This is a genomic window from Curtobacterium pusillum (assembly GCF_013359865.1).
GTDB lineage: Bacteria > Actinomycetota > Actinomycetes > Actinomycetales > Microbacteriaceae > Curtobacterium > Curtobacterium pusillum.
Genome location: NZ_JABMCE010000062.1, coordinates 63128 through 80608, shown reverse-complemented (window position 1 = coordinate 80608; position 17481 = coordinate 63128). Strand labels below are relative to the sequence as shown.

19 protein-coding genes are annotated in these 17481 nt (G+C 69.9%); 11 read left to right on the top strand and 8 right to left on the bottom strand.

The genetic code is table 11. The features are described from left to right. Positions 1-45: 45 nt before the first annotated feature. Both HP507_RS05795 and HP507_RS05790 read right to left on the bottom strand, forming a co-directional pair. On the bottom strand, positions 46-1413 hold the full coding sequence (locus HP507_RS05795; RefSeq protein ID WP_175350891.1) for a hypothetical protein: 1368 nt from the start codon (positions 1411-1413) through the stop codon (positions 46-48). Between the two features lie 88 nt (positions 1414-1501). Beyond that, positions 1502-1768, bottom strand: coding sequence for a hypothetical protein (locus HP507_RS05790; RefSeq protein WP_133518160.1), 267 nt, complete (start codon positions 1766-1768; stop codon positions 1502-1504). Between the two features lie 163 nt (positions 1769-1931). Between HP507_RS05790 and msrA the strand changes: the two genes are divergently transcribed. The 3 genes from msrA (at position 1932) to HP507_RS05775 (ending at position 3464) form a co-directional block, all read left to right on the top strand. After that, entirely contained in the window at positions 1932-2459 is a 528-nt protein-coding gene (msrA, locus tag HP507_RS05785; RefSeq protein WP_175350890.1) for a peptide-methionine (S)-S-oxide reductase MsrA, read from the top strand. Between the two features lie 38 nt (positions 2460-2497). After that, complete coding sequence (locus HP507_RS05780; protein WP_175350889.1) at positions 2498-2701, top strand: methyltransferase; 204 nt, start codon at positions 2498-2500, stop codon at positions 2699-2701. A gap of 130 nt (positions 2702-2831) precedes the next feature. Further along, entirely contained in the window at positions 2832-3464 is a 633-nt protein-coding gene (locus HP507_RS05775; protein ID WP_175350888.1) for a single-stranded DNA-binding protein, read from the top strand. A gap of 13 nt (positions 3465-3477) precedes the next feature. Here HP507_RS05775 and HP507_RS05770 read toward each other — a convergent pair whose 3' ends face one another. Continuing rightward, the gene (locus tag HP507_RS05770) at positions 3478-4200 is read right to left on the bottom strand and encodes a hypothetical protein (protein ID WP_175350887.1); all 723 of its coding nucleotides are present in this window, start codon (positions 4198-4200) and stop codon (positions 3478-3480) included. 135 nt (positions 4201-4335) lie between these two features. Between HP507_RS05770 and ettA the strand changes: the two genes are divergently transcribed. Beyond that, entirely contained in the window at positions 4336-6021 is a 1686-nt protein-coding gene (gene ettA, locus HP507_RS05765) for an energy-dependent translational throttle protein EttA (RefSeq protein ID WP_175350886.1), read from the top strand. A 29-nt stretch (positions 6022-6050) separates the two neighbouring features. After that, entirely contained in the window at positions 6051-6506 is a 456-nt protein-coding gene (locus HP507_RS05760; protein ID WP_175350885.1) for an acyl-CoA thioesterase, read from the top strand. Between the two features lie 57 nt (positions 6507-6563). On the opposite strand, the gene HP507_RS05755 is transcribed toward HP507_RS05760, so the two are convergent. Continuing rightward, complete coding sequence (locus HP507_RS05755; protein ID WP_175350884.1) at positions 6564-7421, bottom strand: acyl-CoA thioesterase; 858 nt, start codon at positions 7419-7421, stop codon at positions 6564-6566. A 59-nt stretch (positions 7422-7480) separates the two neighbouring features. On the opposite strand from HP507_RS05755, the gene HP507_RS05750 reads away from it, so the two are divergent. After that, complete coding sequence (locus tag HP507_RS05750; protein WP_175350883.1) at positions 7481-8182, top strand: DUF8185 domain-containing protein; 702 nt, start codon at positions 7481-7483, stop codon at positions 8180-8182. A 37-nt stretch (positions 8183-8219) separates the two neighbouring features. Continuing rightward, complete coding sequence (locus HP507_RS05745; RefSeq protein WP_175350882.1) at positions 8220-9062, top strand: NAD-dependent epimerase/dehydratase family protein; 843 nt, start codon at positions 8220-8222, stop codon at positions 9060-9062. Between the two features lie 77 nt (positions 9063-9139). On the opposite strand, the gene HP507_RS05740 is transcribed toward HP507_RS05745, so the two are convergent. From HP507_RS05740 to pepN, 3 genes are all read right to left on the bottom strand, one after another. Then, positions 9140-9550 carry a globin gene (locus HP507_RS05740; protein ID WP_175350909.1) on the bottom strand — a complete coding sequence of 137 codons (411 nt, stop codon included), beginning with the start codon at positions 9548-9550 and terminating at the stop codon, positions 9140-9142. A 56-nt stretch (positions 9551-9606) separates the two neighbouring features. Continuing rightward, positions 9607-10671 (bottom strand): mechanosensitive ion channel family protein, encoded by a 1065-nt coding sequence (locus HP507_RS05735; protein WP_175350881.1) that lies wholly within the window; start codon positions 10669-10671, stop codon positions 9607-9609. A gap of 77 nt (positions 10672-10748) precedes the next feature. Continuing rightward, a complete protein-coding gene (pepN, locus tag HP507_RS05730) occupies positions 10749-13328 on the bottom strand; it encodes an aminopeptidase N (RefSeq protein ID WP_175350880.1) in 2580 nt (859 codons plus the stop codon). Between the two features lie 202 nt (positions 13329-13530). On the opposite strand from pepN, the gene HP507_RS05725 reads away from it, so the two are divergent. Both HP507_RS05725 and HP507_RS05720 read left to right on the top strand, forming a co-directional pair. Further along, positions 13531-14091 carry a mycothiol-dependent nitroreductase Rv2466c family protein gene (locus tag HP507_RS05725; RefSeq protein WP_254700965.1) on the top strand — a complete coding sequence of 187 codons (561 nt, stop codon included), beginning with the start codon at positions 13531-13533 and terminating at the stop codon, positions 14089-14091. A 595-nt stretch (positions 14092-14686) separates the two neighbouring features. Continuing rightward, positions 14687-15736, top strand: a complete 1050-nt coding sequence (locus tag HP507_RS05720; protein WP_175350878.1) for a hypothetical protein — start codon at positions 14687-14689, stop codon at positions 15734-15736. A gap of 33 nt (positions 15737-15769) precedes the next feature. Here the strand turns inward: HP507_RS05720 and HP507_RS05715 are convergent, their stop codons facing one another. Then, positions 15770-16297, bottom strand: coding sequence for a GNAT family N-acetyltransferase (locus HP507_RS05715; RefSeq protein WP_175350877.1), 528 nt, complete (start codon positions 16295-16297; stop codon positions 15770-15772). On the opposite strand from HP507_RS05715, the gene HP507_RS05710 reads away from it, so the two are divergent. Both HP507_RS05710 and HP507_RS05705 read left to right on the top strand, forming a co-directional pair. Further along, positions 16296-16937, top strand: coding sequence for a helix-turn-helix domain-containing protein (locus HP507_RS05710; RefSeq protein WP_175350876.1), 642 nt, complete (start codon positions 16296-16298; stop codon positions 16935-16937). The genes HP507_RS05715 and HP507_RS05710 overlap by 2 nt on opposite strands. 22 nt (positions 16938-16959) lie before the next feature. After that, positions 16960-17448, top strand: a complete 489-nt coding sequence (locus HP507_RS05705) for a ribose-5-phosphate isomerase (protein WP_175350875.1) — start codon at positions 16960-16962, stop codon at positions 17446-17448. Positions 17449-17481: the final 33 nt, after the last annotated feature.

The following is a 17481-nucleotide window of genomic DNA, read 5'->3' as shown; positions in this document are numbered from 1 at the left end:
CCGCCGTCCATCAGGACGGCGGCCTTCGTGCTGGACCCGGTCGGTCTACTCGTCGTCGTCAGCGGCGCGGCGACGGAGTTCGCTGGCGCTGATCGGCTGGGTGTATGGCGCTTCCGAAGTCTCGTTCGCGTCGGCGGGCTCAGCGGGAGCGCCTGCGATGCGGGTCGGGACCGACGTCGTCTGCGTGGTGCCGGGAGCGTCGACCTTGCGCGCATCGGCGTCCTGGGCGCGGTTCACGTGCGCGTCGGCTGAGGTCGGCTTCGCCACGGGCGGGGGTACCGGCGAGCCTGCGGTAGCACGCGTCGAGGGGGTCGCCCCCGCCGCACGCCGGTCGTCGACCACGTCGGCGTCGTCCGAGTCGGCGTTGCCCGAGTTGGCGTTGCCCGAGTCGGCGCTGTCCGCATCGGAGCCCCTCGCTGAGGTGACGGCGGAGGAGCCCCCGGTGCGCACAGGCGACGCCGGGGAGCCGAGCGGCGGACGCGTCGGTGCCGCCGCGCCGTCACCGTACGCACGCGTCGCGTTCCCGTCCGCGAACGAGGTCGTCGTGTTCGTGCTGGACGAGGCTGAGATCGGCGTCGTGGCGTCCGGGTCGAGCGCGGTGGAGCCGCCGCGAGTGACCGAGAAGCCGGCCCCCGCTGCTGCCGCGCCCGCGCCCGCGGCCGCGGGCGCAGCACTGGTCGGCGGAGCCGACGGCGTGCCGGACACGGCCGGTGCCGCGGAGGCGGGCGTGCCCGCGGGACGCTGGACTGCCGGACGCAGGGAGGTGGTGGTCGGGGTCGGTCGAGGGGACTCCGGGTCGGTGCCCGTCCCGGGAGCGGCACCGTCGGCGGACCGTGCACCGTCGGCGGGCCGTGATGAACCCGACTGGTCGGCGTTCCACTCCTGCTGACGAGTGATGAGCTCGGCGTCGGGGTCCGGAGAGTCGAACTTCCACCGCTCGAGGTCGCTCTTGAACAGCTTGCGGGCACGGCCCGGACGGGCCTGCCACTCGAGGAGCCGGTCGCGGAACTCGGCCAGCGACTGCTCGGCCTGGAAACTGAACGTCGACGAGTTCTTCTTGATGTCGGCGATCTCGTGCTGCGTCCAGTTCGCGGCGAGCGGGGCGCCGGCCACGGGCAGCAGTCGCAGCCGGATGTCGGCGTCCTCGGCGAGGTGATCCGCGTAGGCGCGCTCGTCGTGACCGAGGGAGCCCCAGGTCGCGGCCTTGCGCGCGGCGGAGACGATGCCGGCCACGGCGGCGTTTCGGGCTTCTCGTTCCTGCATCGCGACGACACGCTTGGTCGCCCCGCGTCCGATGAGGGCCGCGACGATGCCGGCCACGACGATCGCGACGAACGGGATGATCGCGCCGGAGATCACGCGCCAGCCGTCGTCGGACGAGATCCAGTCGGTCAGGTCGTTCCACCAGTCCATGCGCGCACCCTACTCACGAAACGGTCAGGCATCGGGGAGGTCGAACGGCGTTCCGCGCACCCCACCAGCATGATTCCAATGTGGAACATCATCCCCACCGGAGGCAGTCCACGGCGTCGTCGGCGGACCACACGTTCGGCAGCTCGACGAACCGCCGTTCGGTCGAGACGTACCGGCGCGCACGGTAGGCGGTCCCGCCGGCGACGTCGACGCGGTCCACGTACCCGACGATCTCGCCGTTCGCGCGGGTGACGCGGCTGAGGTCGTCGCGCACGTCGAGGATCCGGAGGTCACCGCGCGAACGGGCGACGGGGACGGTACGGATCCGCAGTGCGGGTTCGGTCGTCGTCTGCATCGTTGTGCCTCCTGCTCGTCGGTGTGTGTTCGACGGTAGGGCCGGCCACTGACACGAATGGCGGCGGGAGGCGTTCTGGGGAGCGCCGACCCGGTGACGCCTGTTGTGGAGGACGTGTGACCGGGTACAGGCTCGCTCCGAGGCCGGGAGGTAGGTTGTGGCCATGACCACGTTCGTGCTCGCAGGTGGATGTTTCTGGTGTCTCGACGCCGTGTACCGCACGCTCCAGGGTGTGCAGGACGTGGTGTCCGGCTACGTCGGCGGCGGGGCGGAGAACCCCTCGTACGAGCTGGTCTGCACCGGCACGACCGGGCATGCCGAGGCCGTCGCGGTCACCTTCGACGAGACCGTGATCCCCGCCGATGTCATCCTCGACGTGTTCTTCACGCTGCACGACCCCCGTCAGCTGAACCGCCAGGGCGCCGACGTCGGCACCCAGTACCGCTCGGCGATGTTCCCGGCGGACGACGCGCAGAAGGCCCTCTTCGAGCAGGCGATCGAACGCGCCTCGGACATCTGGGACGGGGGCATCGTGACCACCATCGAGCCACTGGGCACCTTCTACCGTGCCGAGGACTACCACCAGGACTTCTTCGCGAAGAACCCCGGACAGGGTTACTGCCTCGCGGTGGCGCTGCCCAAGGTGAACAAGGTCCGCAAGGCATACAGTCAGTACATCCTGGCGTCCTGACCCACCGGACGCCGGGGCCACGAGGAGGTGGTCGAACGATGACGAACAACACCGGGACCTGGGTAGCGGTCGGACCCGCAGGAGCGGTCGGCAGCATCCACCGGGCCGACGGCGGTTTCCGTGTCGAACTCTACGGTCGGAGCGGCTCCGGCGGGACGTACCCGTCGCTCGAGTCCGCCAAGGGCGCGGTCCACGCCGCGCTCGGACCGCTGGCCGACCGGCCCGAGTTCCGCGCGCACTGACCGCGCGCTGACCCGTTTCGGTCAGGAGGCACGGGGGACTCGTCCTCCACAGGGCGGCCGGCCGAGACCTCCGGTCACAGATCGAGCCCCGGAGCGTGTCCGCGCCCCGGGGCTCGTCGACGATCGATGCATGAACGACACCATCACCGTCTGCGGGATCATCGCCACCGAGCCGCGTCACCTCGTGACCGACACCGGCATCGCCATCACGAGCATGCGGCTCGCGTCACCGTCCCGACGCTGGGACCGTGCGACCTCCACCTGGACCAACGGTGCGACCAACTGGTACACCGTCACCGCGTTCCGGTCGCTCGCCGCCAACGTCCACCGCTCCCTCAAGAAGGGCGACCGCATCCTCGTCACCGGACGGATCCGCATCCGGACCTGGGAACGGGACGGCCGCGGTGGCACCTCTGTCGAGATCGACGCAGAGGGTCTCGGGCACGACCTTGCCTGGGGCATCAGCAACTGGGTGCGGGTGCCGCGGCACGCGGGCGAGTCCACGGCAGCCCCCGGCAGTGCGGCAGCGCACTTCCCGAACGTGGACCCCGTCACCGGTGAGGTCGGGGTGGTCGGCATCGAAGGCACGCGCTCGGGCCCGGAGCCGGACACCGGCGTCGAGACGCACCACGACGAACCCGACGTCGGCGAGGACCTCCCGGACTCGACCGAGGCCGCGCGGCACGCCGCCGTGATCCACGGTCACGACTTCCCCTCCTCGGACGACGACTCGACGGCGATCGACGACCGTGACGCGGCCTGACCGAGGGGCGGGCCTACCGCCAGTTCTGGGCGATCATCGCGATGCCAGCGACCTCGGTGGTGTCCCAGTTGCCGCCGCGGGGCAGGCCCGAGACGCGCCCGTCGATCGAGAAGCTCGCGCCCTGGACCTTCGGGCTGTTCGTCTGCTTGGCCTTGAGACCGTGGAACGAGAAGCCGGTGTTCCAGGTGCCCGCCAGGCCGGTCTGGCCGGCCTTGTCGCCGACGGCGATGGAAATGTCGTTCACCTGCGAGTGCACGACGTCGCCGTTGAGGCGCGCGTTCGCCTCGGCGTTGAAGAACAGCCGCCCGTCGAGGTTCACGGCGATCGTGCCGACCGTGCGGTTGTTGAGGATGACCGACGCGACGTCGTTCGTGTACCAGCGCAGCCCGACCGAGGTCTTGCTGTGCGAGGCGCCGCCCATGTACCCGTAGGTGAACTTGCCGTTCTGGACCCGCTCCCAGATGAAGCGCGGCTGACCCTTGCTGATCGCGGAACCGGTGTCCGACTGGATCCCGACCGCGAAGGCGTTGTTGTGGGCGTCGTGCACGTTGATGTACGAGGAGTACCCCGACCCGGAGCCGTTCTCGACGAGGTGCGCGGTGTACTGCACGTAGGGCTTGCCGTGCGGCACGGGCGACGCAGCCGACGCGGGAGCGACGGGCGCGATGAGGGCGACCGTGAGCGCGGTCGCCCCGATGAGCGGCAGCGTGAGACGGCGAAGACGTTTCGTGAGCATGACCTGGTCCCCTTCATCGGCCGGTCGACCGTGCCCGTGGTGGGCGAGCGGAGCTACGGTACGTCGAAGTACGCGAACGCAACAGCCCTCGTGCGCGTTCCGGCGAACCGGCCTGATCAGTAGACTTGTCGGGATATGGCTGAGTACATCTACCAGATGGTCCGCGCCCGCAAGGCGGTCGGCGACAAGCTGATCCTCGACGACGTCACGATGTCGTTCCTCCCCGGCGCCAAGATCGGCGTCGTCGGGCCGAACGGAGCGGGCAAGTCGACGATCCTGAAGATCATGGCGGGTCTCGACCAGCCGTCCAACGGCGAGGCGAAGCTCACCCCGGGCTTCAGCGTCGGCATCCTCATGCAGGAGCCGGAGCTCGACGAGTCGAAGACCGTCCTCGAGAACGTGCAGGAGGGCGTCGGCGAGATCCACGGGAAGATCACCCGCTTCAACGAGATCTCTGCACTCATGGCCGAGCCGGACGCAGACTTCGACGCGCTCCTCGCCGAGATGGGCACGCTGCAGGAAGAGATCGACGCCGCCGACGCGTGGGACCTGGACTCGCAGCTCGAGCAGGCCATGGCCGCGCTCCAGTGCCCGCCGGGGGACGAGCTCGTCACGCACCTCTCCGGTGGTGAGAAGCGTCGCGTCGCGCTCTGCAAGCTCCTGCTCCAGAAGCCCGACCTGCTCCTCCTCGACGAGCCCACGAACCACCTCGACGCCGAGTCCGTGCTCTGGCTCGAGCAGCACCTGCAGCAGTACCACGGCGCGGTCCTGGCCGTGACGCACGACCGGTACTTCCTCGACCACGTCGCACAGTGGATCGCCGAGGTCGACCGCGGCCGTCTCTACCCGTACGAGGGCAACTACTCGACCTACCTCGAGAAGAAGCGTGCTCGCCTCGAGGTCCAGGGCAAGAAGGACGCCAAGCTCGCGAAGCGTCTCTCGTCGGAGCTCGACTGGGTCCGCAGCAACACCAAGGGCCGTCAGGCGAAGTCGAAGGCCCGTCTCGCCCGCTACGAGGAGATGGTCACGGAGGCCGAGCGCACACGCAAGCTCGACTTCGAGGAGATCGTCATCCCGGTCGGTCCCCGACTGGGTTCGCAGGTCATCGATGCCGACAAGCTCCACAAGCAGTTCGGCGAGCGCATCATCATCGACGACCTCTCGTTCACGCTGCCCCGGAACGGCATCGTCGGCGTCATCGGCCCGAACGGTGTCGGCAAGACCACGCTGTTCAAGACGATCGTGGGACTCGAACCGCTCGACGGCGGCACGCTGAAGATCGGCGACACGGTCGACATCTCGTACGTCGACCAGAGCCGCGGTGGCATCGATCCGAACAAGAACCTGTGGGAGGTCGTGTCCGACGGCCTCGACTACATCCAGGTCGGGAAGACCGAGATCCCGTCGCGCGCCTACGTGTCGCAGTTCGGCTTCAAGGGCCCGGACCAGCAGAAGAAGGCCGGCGTGCTCTCCGGCGGTGAGCGGAACCGTCTCAACCTGGCGCTGACGCTCAAGCAGGGCGGCAACCTGCTGCTCCTCGACGAACCGACGAACGACCTCGACGTCGAGACCCTCGGGAGCCTCGAGAACGCGCTGCTCGAGTACCCGGGCTGTGCCGTGGTGATCACCCACGACCGGTGGTTCCTCGACCGCATCGCGACGCACATCCTCGCGTGGGAGGGACTCAACGAGGACGGCACGCCCAACTGGTACTGGTTCGAGGGCAACTTCGAGTCGTACGAGGAGAACAAGATCGAGCGCCTCGGTGCCGACGCGGCGAAGCCTGGTCGCGCCACGTACCGCAAGCTCACCCGCGACTGACCGTGGCGCGACTGCACGCTCCCATCCGGATGCGGTGGAGCGACATCGACGCCTACGGCCACGTCAACAACTCCGCGATGCTGCGCCTCCTCGAAGAGGCGCGCATCGTGGGGTTCTGGGGTCCTGACCCCGAGGAACGCGATTCCGACGGGTCGATCCCGGAACCGATCATCGACGGACGACCGGGCTCGGGCACGATGACCGTGATCGCAGCCCAGCGGCTCGAGTACCTCGCGTCGATCCCGTACTTCCGGCAGCCCCTCGACATCCAGATGTGGATCGGGCGGATCGGTGGTGCGAGCATCGACGTCTCGTACGAGGTGTGGTCGCCGGCGGGGCACGAGCCTGCGGTGCTCTACACCCGTGCCACGACGGCCCTCGTGATGGTCGACGCGGCGAGCAACCGCCCGCGTCGGCTGAGCGACGCGGAGCGGGAGTCCTGCGCGCCCTACATCGAGCCGGCGGTGCAGTTCTCCCGGCCGTAGGTCACACCGCGCCCGGCCTCGCGGCGCGACCGCACAGCGCGACGGCGTCGCGGCACATCACCGCGGGACGCGCATCATCCCCTCCTGCGCGACGGTCGCCAGCAGACGACCGTCCCGCGAGAACATCCGGCCGAACGCGAGTCCCCGACCGCCCTGTGCGCTCGGGGACTCCTGCGTGTACAGGACCCAGTCGTCTGCCCGGCCGTCGCGGTGCCACCACATCGCGTGGTCGAGGCTCGCGCTCTTCACCCCGGGTGTTCCCCACGCGACCCCGTGCCGGCGCATGATCGGCTCGAGGATCGACAGGTCGCTCGCGTAGCCGAGGACCGCGCGGTGCAGGGCCGGATCCTCCGGCAGATTCCCGTCGACCCGGAACCAGACGGCCTGGTGCGGGATGTGCTCGCCCTGGACGTCGACGAACACCGGACCCTCGACGTGCCGGAGGTCGATCGACCGCTCGGCCCACGCCTGCGCCACGGGGTGGTCGATGGCGGACAGGATCGAGGCGGCCGACGGCAGCGACTCGGGCGACGGAGTGTGGACGGGGAACGGGTCCTGGTGCTCGACGCCGCTGTCCGGGCGCTGGAACGAGGCGATCATCGAGAAGATCGGCATGCCCCGCTGGTACGCCTGCACCCGTCGGGCGGCGAACGAGCGCCCATCGTGGATCCGTTCGACGCCGAACGTGATCGGGATGTCGATGTCGCCCGGGCGGAGGAAGTAGCCGTGCATCGAGTGGATGTCGCGGCCCTCGATGGTGGTCTGCGCGGCGACGATGCACTGCGCGAGGACCTGCCCGCCGAACACCCGACCACCGGGGGACCAGTGGCTCACGCCGGTGAGGATCGTCTCACCGGTGCTCGCACCCGTGTCCTCGAGTCGGAGGGTCCGCAGGAAGTCCGGTTCGCCGTTCACACGGAGCAGTCTACGAACGCGCGCCCACGAACGACGTGGCCGATAGAATCCGTGGTGACATGGGCACCTCGTTCACGCTTCCCGACGCCGCCTCGCTCGGCGACCTCCGGACCTACCTCGGACGGGCCGCCCGCATCGAGGACGGCTCGGTCCGCCTCATCGCCGACTCCGGCGTCCTCGCGGTCTACACCGCGATCCTCTACCCGCTCGGCCTCCTCGACGAGCTGCCGACCGTGCTGGGCCTCCGCACGTTCTCGCTCGCGCAACCGGCGACGATCGACGCGGTCGTCCCGCTGGCATCGCTGCAGGAGCGGCTGCGGCTGCTCGCGGACGCGCAGGACGCCGAGCGTGCCGAGGGTGCCGACCCGACCCGGGCCACTCCGATCGAGGTCGAGCTCCCGCACGAGGTGCACACCGTCACGTGGGCTGCGATCTCCCCGCCCCGCGGTGGATGGGTGCCGCTGCCCGACGTCTCGCCGGAGCTGCTCCGCCGTGCGGCGCGGGACGGCATCGCCGAGGTGGCGGACGCGGTTCCGTCGAACGCCGGCGAAGCGATCGTCCGCAAGGTCCGCTCCGAGGTCTGGGGTCGACCGGTCGCGGGGATCGAGCACGTCCCCGCCGGTGCCGGATTCGCGGGGGAGAGCCTGGGGTTCCTCGGACACGACCCGGTCCGGCTGTTCGAGACCGGCCCGTGGAGCCGACTGACGACGTCGCGCGGCCACGTCCTCGTGAAGCGTCGCGCCTGGACCCTGAACCCCTAGGGGACGGCCGCCGGTTCCGGCGTGGTTGGCTTGGGGCATGCACGTCTTCCTCACCGGCGCCTCCGGTTACATCGGTTCCTCGGTCCTCCGCGCACTCATCGCCCACGAGCACGAGGTCACCGCGCTCGTGCGGACGGACCAGAAGGCGCAGGCGGTCCGGGACGCCGGGGGACGGGCGATCGTCGGCGACGTCACGGACACCGAGGTGGTCCGCCGACTCGCGCACGAAGCGGACGCGGTGGTCCACACGGCCTCCGCGCGGGGCATCGACCCGGACTTCATCGCGACCGTCCTCGGGGCGCTCGCGGGCACGCCGAAGCCCTTCGTCCACACCGGCGGCATCTTCACCTTCGGGAACTCCACGGACATCTCGGAGCAGTCCCCAGTCTCCCCGCCGGTGATGACCGCCTGGCGTGCACCGAACGAGGCGAGGGTGCGAGCGAGCGATGCCCGCACGACGATCATCGCCCCGGGCATCGTGTACGGCCGTGGCGCAGGCATCCCCGCCATGTTCGTCGGTGACGGCGAGCACGAGGTCCGGCTGGTCGGCGACGGCTCGCAGCGTTGGACGACGGTGCACATCGACGACCTCGGCGAGCTCTACGTCCTGGCGCTGCACCGGGGCGAGCAGGACGGCTACGTCGTCGCCGCGACCGGGGACAACCCCACGGTCCGGGAGATCGCCGAGGCGGGTGCGCACGGTTCGCCGGTCGTCGCCGAGAGCGTCGACGCGAGCCGCCGACGCCTGGGTGACGAGTACGCCGATGCGCTGCTCCTGCACCAGGAGGCGTCGGGCGCGCATGCGCGCGCCGCGTTCGGGTGGAACCCGACCCGCCCGTCGCTGGTCGAGGACCTGGCAGACGGGTCCTACGTGCGCTGACGCAACCGGAAGACGGTCGGGAGGCGCGGTGCGGGCCCGCACCGCGCCTCCCGACCGTCACCGGTCGCGTCGCGACGTCAGTCGAACGTGTTCGTCATCGCGTGGGCAGCGCGATCGAGGTAGGCCCAGAGCTCGGCCTCGTCGAGCGGTGCCAGCTGCAGCGATTCGACCGCGGTGCGCATGTGGAGGAGCCAGCGCTCGCGGGCCTCGGACGTGATGCGGAACGGTCCGTGTCGCATCCGGAGTCGGGGGTGACCGCGCTCCTCGCTGTACGTACCGGGGCCGCCCCAGTACTGCTGGAGGAACGCGGAGAGGCGCCAGATCGCGCCCTCGAGGTCCTCTGCCGGGTACATCGGCCAGATGACGTCGTCCTGCTGGACGCCCTCGTAGAAGCGCCGCACGAGGCGGTCGAATGTGGGAGCGCCGCCGATGCGTTCGTACAGGGAACCGGTCGCGGAGACGCCGTGCTCGCCGACCCGCAGCGTGATCGGTTGAGCGGGGACGCTGCCACCGTGCCCGGGAGCGGCGGGAGGGGTCGGTTCGGTCACTGCGGGTCCTTCCCGGCATCGTGGTCGTCGGTCCGGATGGGCTGACCGAGGATGTTCTTGCGGGCACGCCGGGGCTTCGTCGGCGCCGGTGTCGGCTGGGTCCGCACGGTGCGGAGGCCGTTGATCGAGGTCGCGTTCTCCCAGCCCACGGGCATGATCATCGCCATCGCCGGCAGCGTCACGCCGAGTTCGTCGACGGAGCGCTTGAGGCGCACGCGGAGCTCGCGGCCCACGACGTCGAGCTCCGAGGCCCGGGTCTTCACGACGAGCCGGAACACCATGCCGGCATCGGTGATCGACTGCAGGCCCCAGATCTCCGGCTTCTCGACGATGCGCTGGCGCCAGCGGGTCTCCTGCGACATCGTCACCGCGGCCTTGAGGAGGGCGTCCTGGACGGCGTCGATGTCCGTGTCGTACGGCACGGTGATGTCGACGAGCACGCGCGACCAGCCCTGCGAGAGGTTGCCGACGCGGAGGATCTGCCCGTTCGGCACGAACCAGAGGATCCCGTTGACGTCGCGGATCTGCATGACGCGCAGCCCGACGTTCTCGACCACGCCGGTCGCCTGGCCGGTGTCGACGACGTCGCCGACGCCGGCCTGGTCCTCGAGGATCATGAAGACCCCGGACAGCAGGTCCTTCACGATGCTCTGGGCGCCGACGGCGAGGCCGGCCGCGACGAGGGACGCGCCGCCGACGATGCCGACCGCGGCGTTCGGGATCGTGACGGGGATGATGATGGCGAGCGCGACGACGACCACGACCACCGTGGCCAGGTTCTCGAGCACGCTGCCGAGCGTCCGGGTGCGTTGCACGACACGGGCGGTCTGCACCGGAGACGCGATGAGCGCCTGCGTGTCCGCGGCTCCCTGGCGCTTCTTCACTCCGTTCACGACGCGATCGACGATGCCCTTGATCGAGTGCCGCAGGATCAGTCGCACGATGATCGCCGCGATGACCGTCACGACGATCACGATCGGCACGTGCCACGTGTCGACGAACTGGGTGAACGCGTTCGAGATCAGTTTCGAGGTGTCTTCGGTCGTTGCAGCCAAGGTCATGATCCGGTCGATGCTAAAGGGCGGGGCCCTGGCCTCCCTGGAGGAACGCCTGGACCCCGCCGATGGTCATCCGGGTCTCAGGCGTCTGCCGCCTGGACCCGGAGGGCGCGCTCCGTGCCCGCGAGGCTCTCCGACACGATGCGACGCAGCGCCGGAGTCTCCGGGTGGGCCTCGAGCCACGCTGCCGCCGCGTCGCGCAGCTCGGCCGACGCGAGCGGCGCCGGGTACAGCCCCGTGACGATGGTGTCGGCGATGTGGTAGCTGCGCTCGGCCCAGATCCGCGTGAGCACGTCGAAGTACTTCGGCACGAGACCCTCGAGCACGACCGGGCTGTTCACGTGCTGGTACCCGACCGTGGTCTGGCGCACGATCGCGTTCGGCAGCTCGGACGAGTCGACGAGCGACGAGAACGCGGCGAGCTTGCCCTCGGCCGTGGGGATGGTGGCCCGGGCACGCGCTGCCGCCTGCTCGCCCGACGCCGTCCTGTCCGCGGCGAGTTCGGCGTCGACCTCGGCGTTCCCGGCGGCTCCCGCGAGCACGAGGCCCTCGAGCAGCTCCCAGCGGAGGTCGGTGTCGATCTCGAGGCCGTTCAGCGTCACCGAGCCGTCGCGCAGCCCGGTGAGCGTGCCGACGTGTTCCGGCGTGGAGGCGATCTGCGCGAAGAACTTCACGAACTGGAACTGCGCGTCCGACCCGGCCTCGGCCGAGCTCGCGAGCTGCCACAGCGTCTCGCCGACCGTGCGGACCGTGGCGTCGGCCTTCGCCGGTGCCACGTAGTTGCGGGCGGTGAGGAGCAGCTGCGAGAGCGTCGTGCGGATCGTCGTCGACTCGGTCTCGGTGGCGATGTTGCCGAGCACCAGGCGGACGTAGTCGCTCGCGGGCGACTCGGCGTCGCGGGTGGCGTCCCACATCGCGCCCCAGACGATCGAGCGCGCGAGGGGGTTCGCGATCGAGGCGAGGTGCTCGATCGCGGTGCGCCGGGACTGCTCGTCGAGACGGATCTTGGCGTACGCCAGGTCGTCGTCGTTGAGGAGCACGAGGTCGCCGCGCTGGACGCCGACGAGCTCGGGGACCTCGGTGCGGGGGCCGTCGACGTCGATCTCCACGCGGTGGATGCGCTCGAGCTTGCCGCCGGCGGACGCGGTGTCGGCGCCGAACGGGGCATCGGCGTCCTGCGTGAAGGCGTAGACGCCGATCGCGAGGCGGTGCGGTCGCAGCGTCGGGTGGTCGGCCGGTGCTTCCTGCAGGACAGCGAACGCCGTGATGACGCCGGACTCGTCGGTCTCGATCTCCGGGCGGAGCGTGTTGACCCCGGCGGTCTCGAGCCACAGCTTCGACCACTCGGAGAGATCACGGCCGCTCGTCGCCTCGAGCTCGACGAGCAGGTCGCGCAGCTCGGTGTTCGAGTGGTGGTGCTTCTTGAAGTACGCGGACACGCCGGCGAAGAACGCGTCGATGCCGACCCACGCCACGAGCTGCTTCAGGACGGAGCCGCCCTTCGCGTAGGTGATGCCGTCGAAGTTGACCTGCACGTCCTCGAGGTCGTTGATCGTCGCGACGATCGGGTGCGTCGAGGGGAGCTGGTCCTGCCGGTAGGCCCAGGACTTCTCCATCGCCTGGAACGTCGTCCACGCCTCGGTCCACTCGGTGGCCTCGGCCGTCGCGATGGTGGAGGCCCACTCGGCGAAGGACTCGTTGAGCCACAGGTCGTTCCACCACTTCATGGTGACGAGGTCGCCGAACCACATGTGTGCGAGCTCGTGCAGGATCGTGACGACCCGGCGCTCCTTGATGGCGTCGGTGACCTTCGACCGGAAGACGTACGTCTCGGTGAAGGTGACGGCGCCGGCGTTCTCCATCGCGCCGGCGTTGAACTCCGGCACGAACAGCTGGTCGTACTTCTCGAACGGGTACGCGACGTCGAACTTCTCCTCGTAGTAGGCGAAGCCCTTCTTCGTGATGTCGAACACGTACTCGGGGTCGAGGTACTCGGCGAGCGACTTGCGCGCGAACACGCCGAGCGGGATCGTGCGGCCGTCGCGGCTGGTGAGCTCGTCGCGCACGACCTCGTAGGGGCCTGCGACGAGCGCCGTGATGTAGCTCGAGATCTTCGCCGTCGGGGCGAAGGTCCACGTCGCGATCTCACCGTCGACGTGGGGCTCCGGCGTGGGGGAGTTCGAGACGACCTGCCACCGCGACGGCGCCGTCACGGTGAACGAGAACTCGGCCTTGAGGTCGGGCTGCTCGAACACCGCGAACATGCGGCGCGAGTCGGGCACCTCGAACTGGGAGTACAGGTACACCTCGTCGTCGACGGGGTCGACGAAGCGGTGCAGGCCCTCGCCCGTGTTCGTGTAGAGGGCGTCGGCGACGACCACGAGCTCGTTCTGCTCCTGCAGCCCGTCGAGCTGGATGCGCACGCCGTCGTTCACGGCCGCGACGTCGAGCGCGGTGCCGTTCAGCGTGATCGAGTGCACCGTCCTGGTGATCGCGTCGATGAAGGTCGAGGCGCCCGACGTCGCGGAGAAGCGCACGCGCGTGGTGCTGCCGAACGTCTCGGCGCCGCGGGTCAGGTCCAGCTCGACGTCGTACGTCTGCACGTCGACGATCGCGGCACGTTCCTGGGCTTCGATTCGGGTGAGGTTCTCTCCGGGCACGGACGCTCCATCTTCGCGGTTGACGCGGACGGTCGTTGTCCGCGTGGGTGAGTCCCGGCACAGCGTCGTGCACCGGCGGGACGGTGGGTTCCAGCCTAGCGAGCGGGCGTACGCTCGCACCGTGACGGACACGACTGTGGACAAGACGACCGAGCGCACCGCTGTGGAGTTCTGGTTCGACCCGAACTGCCCGTGGGCCTGGATGACGAGCCGCTGGGTCGGCGACGTGGCCGAGCACCGCGACCTCGACGTGACCTGGAAGGTCATGAGCCTGTTCGTCCTCAACGAGGACCAGGACATCCCCGAGGACTACCGGAAGCGCACCGAGGCCGGGCAGATCTACCCGCGCATCGTCACGGCGGCGCGCCTCCGCCTCGGCCAGGACATCGTGAAGCCGCTCTACGACGCGCTCGGCGAACACATCCACCACCGCCAGGAGAAGGACCCCGCGCAGGTCGTCCCCGCGGTCCTCGCCGAGCTCGGGCTCGACGCCGATCTGCTCGACTACGCCTGGACGGACGAGGTCGACCAGGCCGTCCGCGCGAGTCACCAGGACGGCATCGAGCGCGTCGGTCAGGACGTCGGTACGCCCGTCATCGCGGTCGAGGGCACCGCGTTCTTCGGCCCGGTCATCTCCCCGGCTCCGAAGGGGCAAGAAGCCCTCGACCTGTGGGACGGCGTCGTCGCCGTCGCGAAGTACCCGGGCTTCTTCGAACTCAAGCGCTCGCGCACGGTCGGTCCGATCTTCGACACCACTGCCTGACGGACCGGAGGCGCGGTGCGGGCCGGCCCCGCGCCTCCCGTCCGACAGTCGCGCGCCGTTGCGGGCGTTGCGCCCCGTTTTGCAGGCATGCAACGTGGCGCGATCATGCGTCGCACCGCCACATGCGGACTGGAGGCGCGGTGCGGGCTGGCACCGTGCCTCCCGTCCCTGCTATGGTCGCGACCAGCCGGTGAAGTATCAGGGGATGGGGAGCTCGATGGGGGAGTCGTACCGCGTGGACCGCGGCGCGTCCGAGCAGACGGTTGCGCACGTTCGTGCCGCTGCGTCCGATGTCGCAGAGCACGCAGCTTCGCTGAGCGCGGCACTCGAAGCGCTCGCCGCCGCTGCGGACGGATCGCCTGACGTCGCCGCAGCGCTCACGTCGTTCGGCGAGGCGTGCGCGGGGACCGCGGCGAAGGTCGGCACGCCGAAGTCCCGTTCTGGCCGTGCTACTTGATGGACACGGAGCTCGGTGATCGTGCCTTCGAAGTGGAACGCGACCGACGAACAGCAGCGGGTGAAGAAGTGGTCGCTCACCGAAGCGGGATCTGGGACGAGGACGGGAACGTCATCGAAGAGCATGGAGATGAGATCGTTGTCTGACGCCCGCCTCGAGTACGTCCCGTTCCCCGCGGAAGAGGTCCGCGCGATGCCTGACGGCTCCGTGGCCGCGATGCGGGAGCCGCTCCCCGGCCACGAGGCGTACATCGACGTCATCCCGCACGTCGACGCCGAGGACCCCAGGGTGCAGCGCCGCAGTGTCCGGCAGGACACCGGCCTGGCGCCGAGCACCGAGCCAGCGCCGCGGACTCCCGAAGAGCAGCTACTGCTGGACCTCACGGAGTTCAACCGGAACGGCTGCGCGACCGACCTCCGCGCGCTGCACCGCATGGCGCGGACCGACCACGAACCCGACGGCACCCGAGCCCGGGCGATGGCGTTGCGCTCCGTCGAGGTCGGCATCCGCCGGGGCCTGCTGACGAGCGGGCTGTTCGTCCGTGCCGGTTCGGAACTCGCGTTCGTCGAACCCGAGCGGAACGTCGCGGACCGGATCGCGACCGTCCGTGGTCGCTACGTCAGTGCGCCCGATGCCGGCGAATCCGACGACGACCTCGCGAACTCCGTGTGGCTGATGAACACGACGGAGGGCGAGCGGTACGCGCGGACGCACAGCGCCGACGCTGCCCGGACCGACCAAGCGAGCGACGTCACGCCGACGATCGCCGCGAACACGCCTTCCGTCGTCGTGCGCTCTGCGAGCGACGGCTGGGACGACAAGAACCACGAGCTGCTCGCGGACAACGTCTTCACCGAACTCCGGTACGGCCAGCTCGCCTGGGACGCCGGCATCGACGAGAAGGTGCTCAAGAGCGTGGCGTGGGGCATCGCCGCCGAGATCGTGTACGCCTTCGATGTGAAGTGGTCGCCGGACTGGGTCGCGAAGGGGCACCCGCACCGATGGCACGACGACGACGGCTGGCACGCGCGCTGCAACGACTGCCTCGACGAGAGCCCGGCCGAACCCGACGAAGCGGTCGCGTACGCGTGGTTCTCCGACCACCGTCCCGTCGCGCACGGCGACACCGCACCACGGTTCCGCCCATCGCCCCCGCCGCTCGAGGTCCCGATGCCGGACGAGGAGTGAGCGCGGACGACCGGGGTACGACCGGGCCGACGATCAGGCGAGCGGGAGCCGCATCAGCGTCAGGTCCAGCCACCGGCCGAACTTGCGGCCGACCTCGGGCACGACCGCGACGGTGGTGAACCCGAGGCGCTCGTGCAGGCCGATCGACCCCGTGTTGGTGCTGCAGATCCCCGCGATCATCACGTGCCGGCCCTCGTCCTTCGCACGTGAGACCAGGGCGTTCATCAGGGCGGTCGCGACGCCTCGGCCGCGGAACTCCTCGACGACGTAGACGCTGTGCTCGACGGTCAGCCGGTACCCCTGGTGCGGGCGCCACTGCGAGTACGAGGCGTAGCCGGCGACGCGCCCGTCGATCTCGGCCACGATCACGGGGTACCCGTCGGCACGCCGCTCGGCGAGCCAGCCGTCGAAGTACGAGCGCGGGTGCGGCTCCTCCTGCCAGATGGCGGTGGAGTGCAGGACCGCGTCGACGTGCAGCGCGTGGACGACGTCGAGGTCCCGTGACTCGCAGTCCCGCACGGTGACCGGAGCCCCCGAGTTCGTCGCATATGCTGTCGCCATGTCTCAGATCGTAGACGATGCTCGCCCGGAAGCCGAAACCGGGGCTGAGGACAGCGACGACGCCGATCAGCGGCGGCTCGGGGAGCGCCTGCAGCGGCTGCGCACCGAGCGGAAGTGGAGCCTCACCGAGCTCGCCGAGGAGTCCGGCGTCTCCCGGGCCATGATCAACCGCGTCGAGCGTGGCGTGTCCAGCCCGACGGCGACGATCCTCGGGCGGCTGTCCGGGGCGTTCGGTCTCACCGTCTCGCAGCTCCTCGACGAGGCGCTCGACCACGAGGTGCCCAGGGGAGCCGACCCCGACGAGGCGCGCGGCGTCCAACGCGGCGCGACCGCCGACTCCTGGACCGATCCCGAGACCGGGTACCGGCGCCGTCCCGTCTCGAGCGCGGCCTTCCCCGCGGACGTCACCGAGGTGCGCCTCCCGGCAGGCCGCGAAGTTGCCTACCCGGCGTCCGCCTACGCGTTCCTGCGGCACTGCATCTGGGTCGTCGACGGCGTGCTCGAAGTCGTCGTCGGCGGTGAGCCGACGCGGCTCGCGGCGGGGGACCGGATCGAGCTCGGTGAGCCGGCCGACGTCGTCTACCGGAACCCGGGCGAGGACCCCACACGGTACGTCGTCGTGGTGGTCCGGGGCCAGTAGTCGCAGGAATAGGATCGGTGCCATGCGCATCCACCTCGGAACGGACCACGCCGGCCTCGAGTTCAACAAGACCCTCGCAACGCACCTCACGGAAGCGGGACACGAGGTGGTGGACCATGGTCCGACCGAGTACGACGCGCTCGACGACTACCCCTCGTTCTGCATCAACGCCGCCCACGCCGTCGTGGTGGACCAGCGCGCGGGCGTCGAGGCCCTCGGCGTCGTGTTCGGCGGTTCCGGCAACGGCGAGCAGATCGCTGCGAACAAAGTCGAGGGCATCCGGGCGGTGCTCGTGTGGAACGAGTCCACCGCGCTCCTCGCCCGGCAGCACAACGACGCCAACGTCATCTCGATCGGGGCGCGCCAGCACACCGAGGACGAGGCGATCCGTTTCGTGGACCTCTTCATCGCCGAGCCCTTCTCCGGCGAGGAACGGCACGCCCGTCGCATCGCGCAGCTCGCCGAGTACGAGACGACCGGCCTGATCGCCGGCAAGCAGATCGACGCGTAACCGAAGTCCGTCAGAGGTACCGAGTACAACGAG

Excerpts from the sequence above, each read along its gene's own strand:
- HP507_RS05795 (WP_175350891.1), bottom strand. The coding sequence starts at position 1,413 with ATGGACTGGTGGAACGACCTGACCGACTGGATCTCGTCCGACGACGGC.
- HP507_RS05790 (WP_133518160.1), bottom strand. The coding sequence starts at position 1,768 with ATGCAGACGACGACCGAACCCGCACTGCGGATCCGTACCGTCCCCGTC.
- msrA (WP_175350890.1), top strand. The coding sequence starts at position 1,932 with ATGACCACGTTCGTGCTCGCAGGTGGATGTTTCTGGTGTCTCGACGCC.
- HP507_RS05780 (WP_175350889.1), top strand. The coding sequence starts at position 2,498 with ATGACGAACAACACCGGGACCTGGGTAGCGGTCGGACCCGCAGGAGCG.
- HP507_RS05775 (WP_175350888.1), top strand. The coding sequence starts at position 2,832 with ATGAACGACACCATCACCGTCTGCGGGATCATCGCCACCGAGCCGCGT.
- HP507_RS05770 (WP_175350887.1), bottom strand. The coding sequence starts at position 4,200 with ATGCTCACGAAACGTCTTCGCCGTCTCACGCTGCCGCTCATCGGGGCG.
- ettA (WP_175350886.1), top strand. The coding sequence starts at position 4,336 with ATGGCTGAGTACATCTACCAGATGGTCCGCGCCCGCAAGGCGGTCGGC.
- HP507_RS05760 (WP_175350885.1), top strand. The coding sequence starts at position 6,051 with ATGCGGTGGAGCGACATCGACGCCTACGGCCACGTCAACAACTCCGCG.
- HP507_RS05750 (WP_175350883.1), top strand. The coding sequence starts at position 7,481 with ATGGGCACCTCGTTCACGCTTCCCGACGCCGCCTCGCTCGGCGACCTC.
- HP507_RS05745 (WP_175350882.1), top strand. The coding sequence starts at position 8,220 with ATGCACGTCTTCCTCACCGGCGCCTCCGGTTACATCGGTTCCTCGGTC.
- HP507_RS05735 (WP_175350881.1), bottom strand. The coding sequence starts at position 10,671 with ATGACCTTGGCTGCAACGACCGAAGACACCTCGAAACTGATCTCGAAC.
- HP507_RS05725 (WP_254700965.1), top strand. The coding sequence starts at position 13,531 with ATGACGAGCCGCTGGGTCGGCGACGTGGCCGAGCACCGCGACCTCGAC.
- HP507_RS05710 (WP_175350876.1), top strand. The coding sequence starts at position 16,296 with ATGTCTCAGATCGTAGACGATGCTCGCCCGGAAGCCGAAACCGGGGCT.
- HP507_RS05715 (WP_175350877.1), bottom strand. The coding sequence starts at position 16,297 with ATGGCGACAGCATATGCGACGAACTCGGGGGCTCCGGTCACCGTGCGG.
- HP507_RS05705 (WP_175350875.1), top strand. The coding sequence starts at position 16,960 with ATGCGCATCCACCTCGGAACGGACCACGCCGGCCTCGAGTTCAACAAG.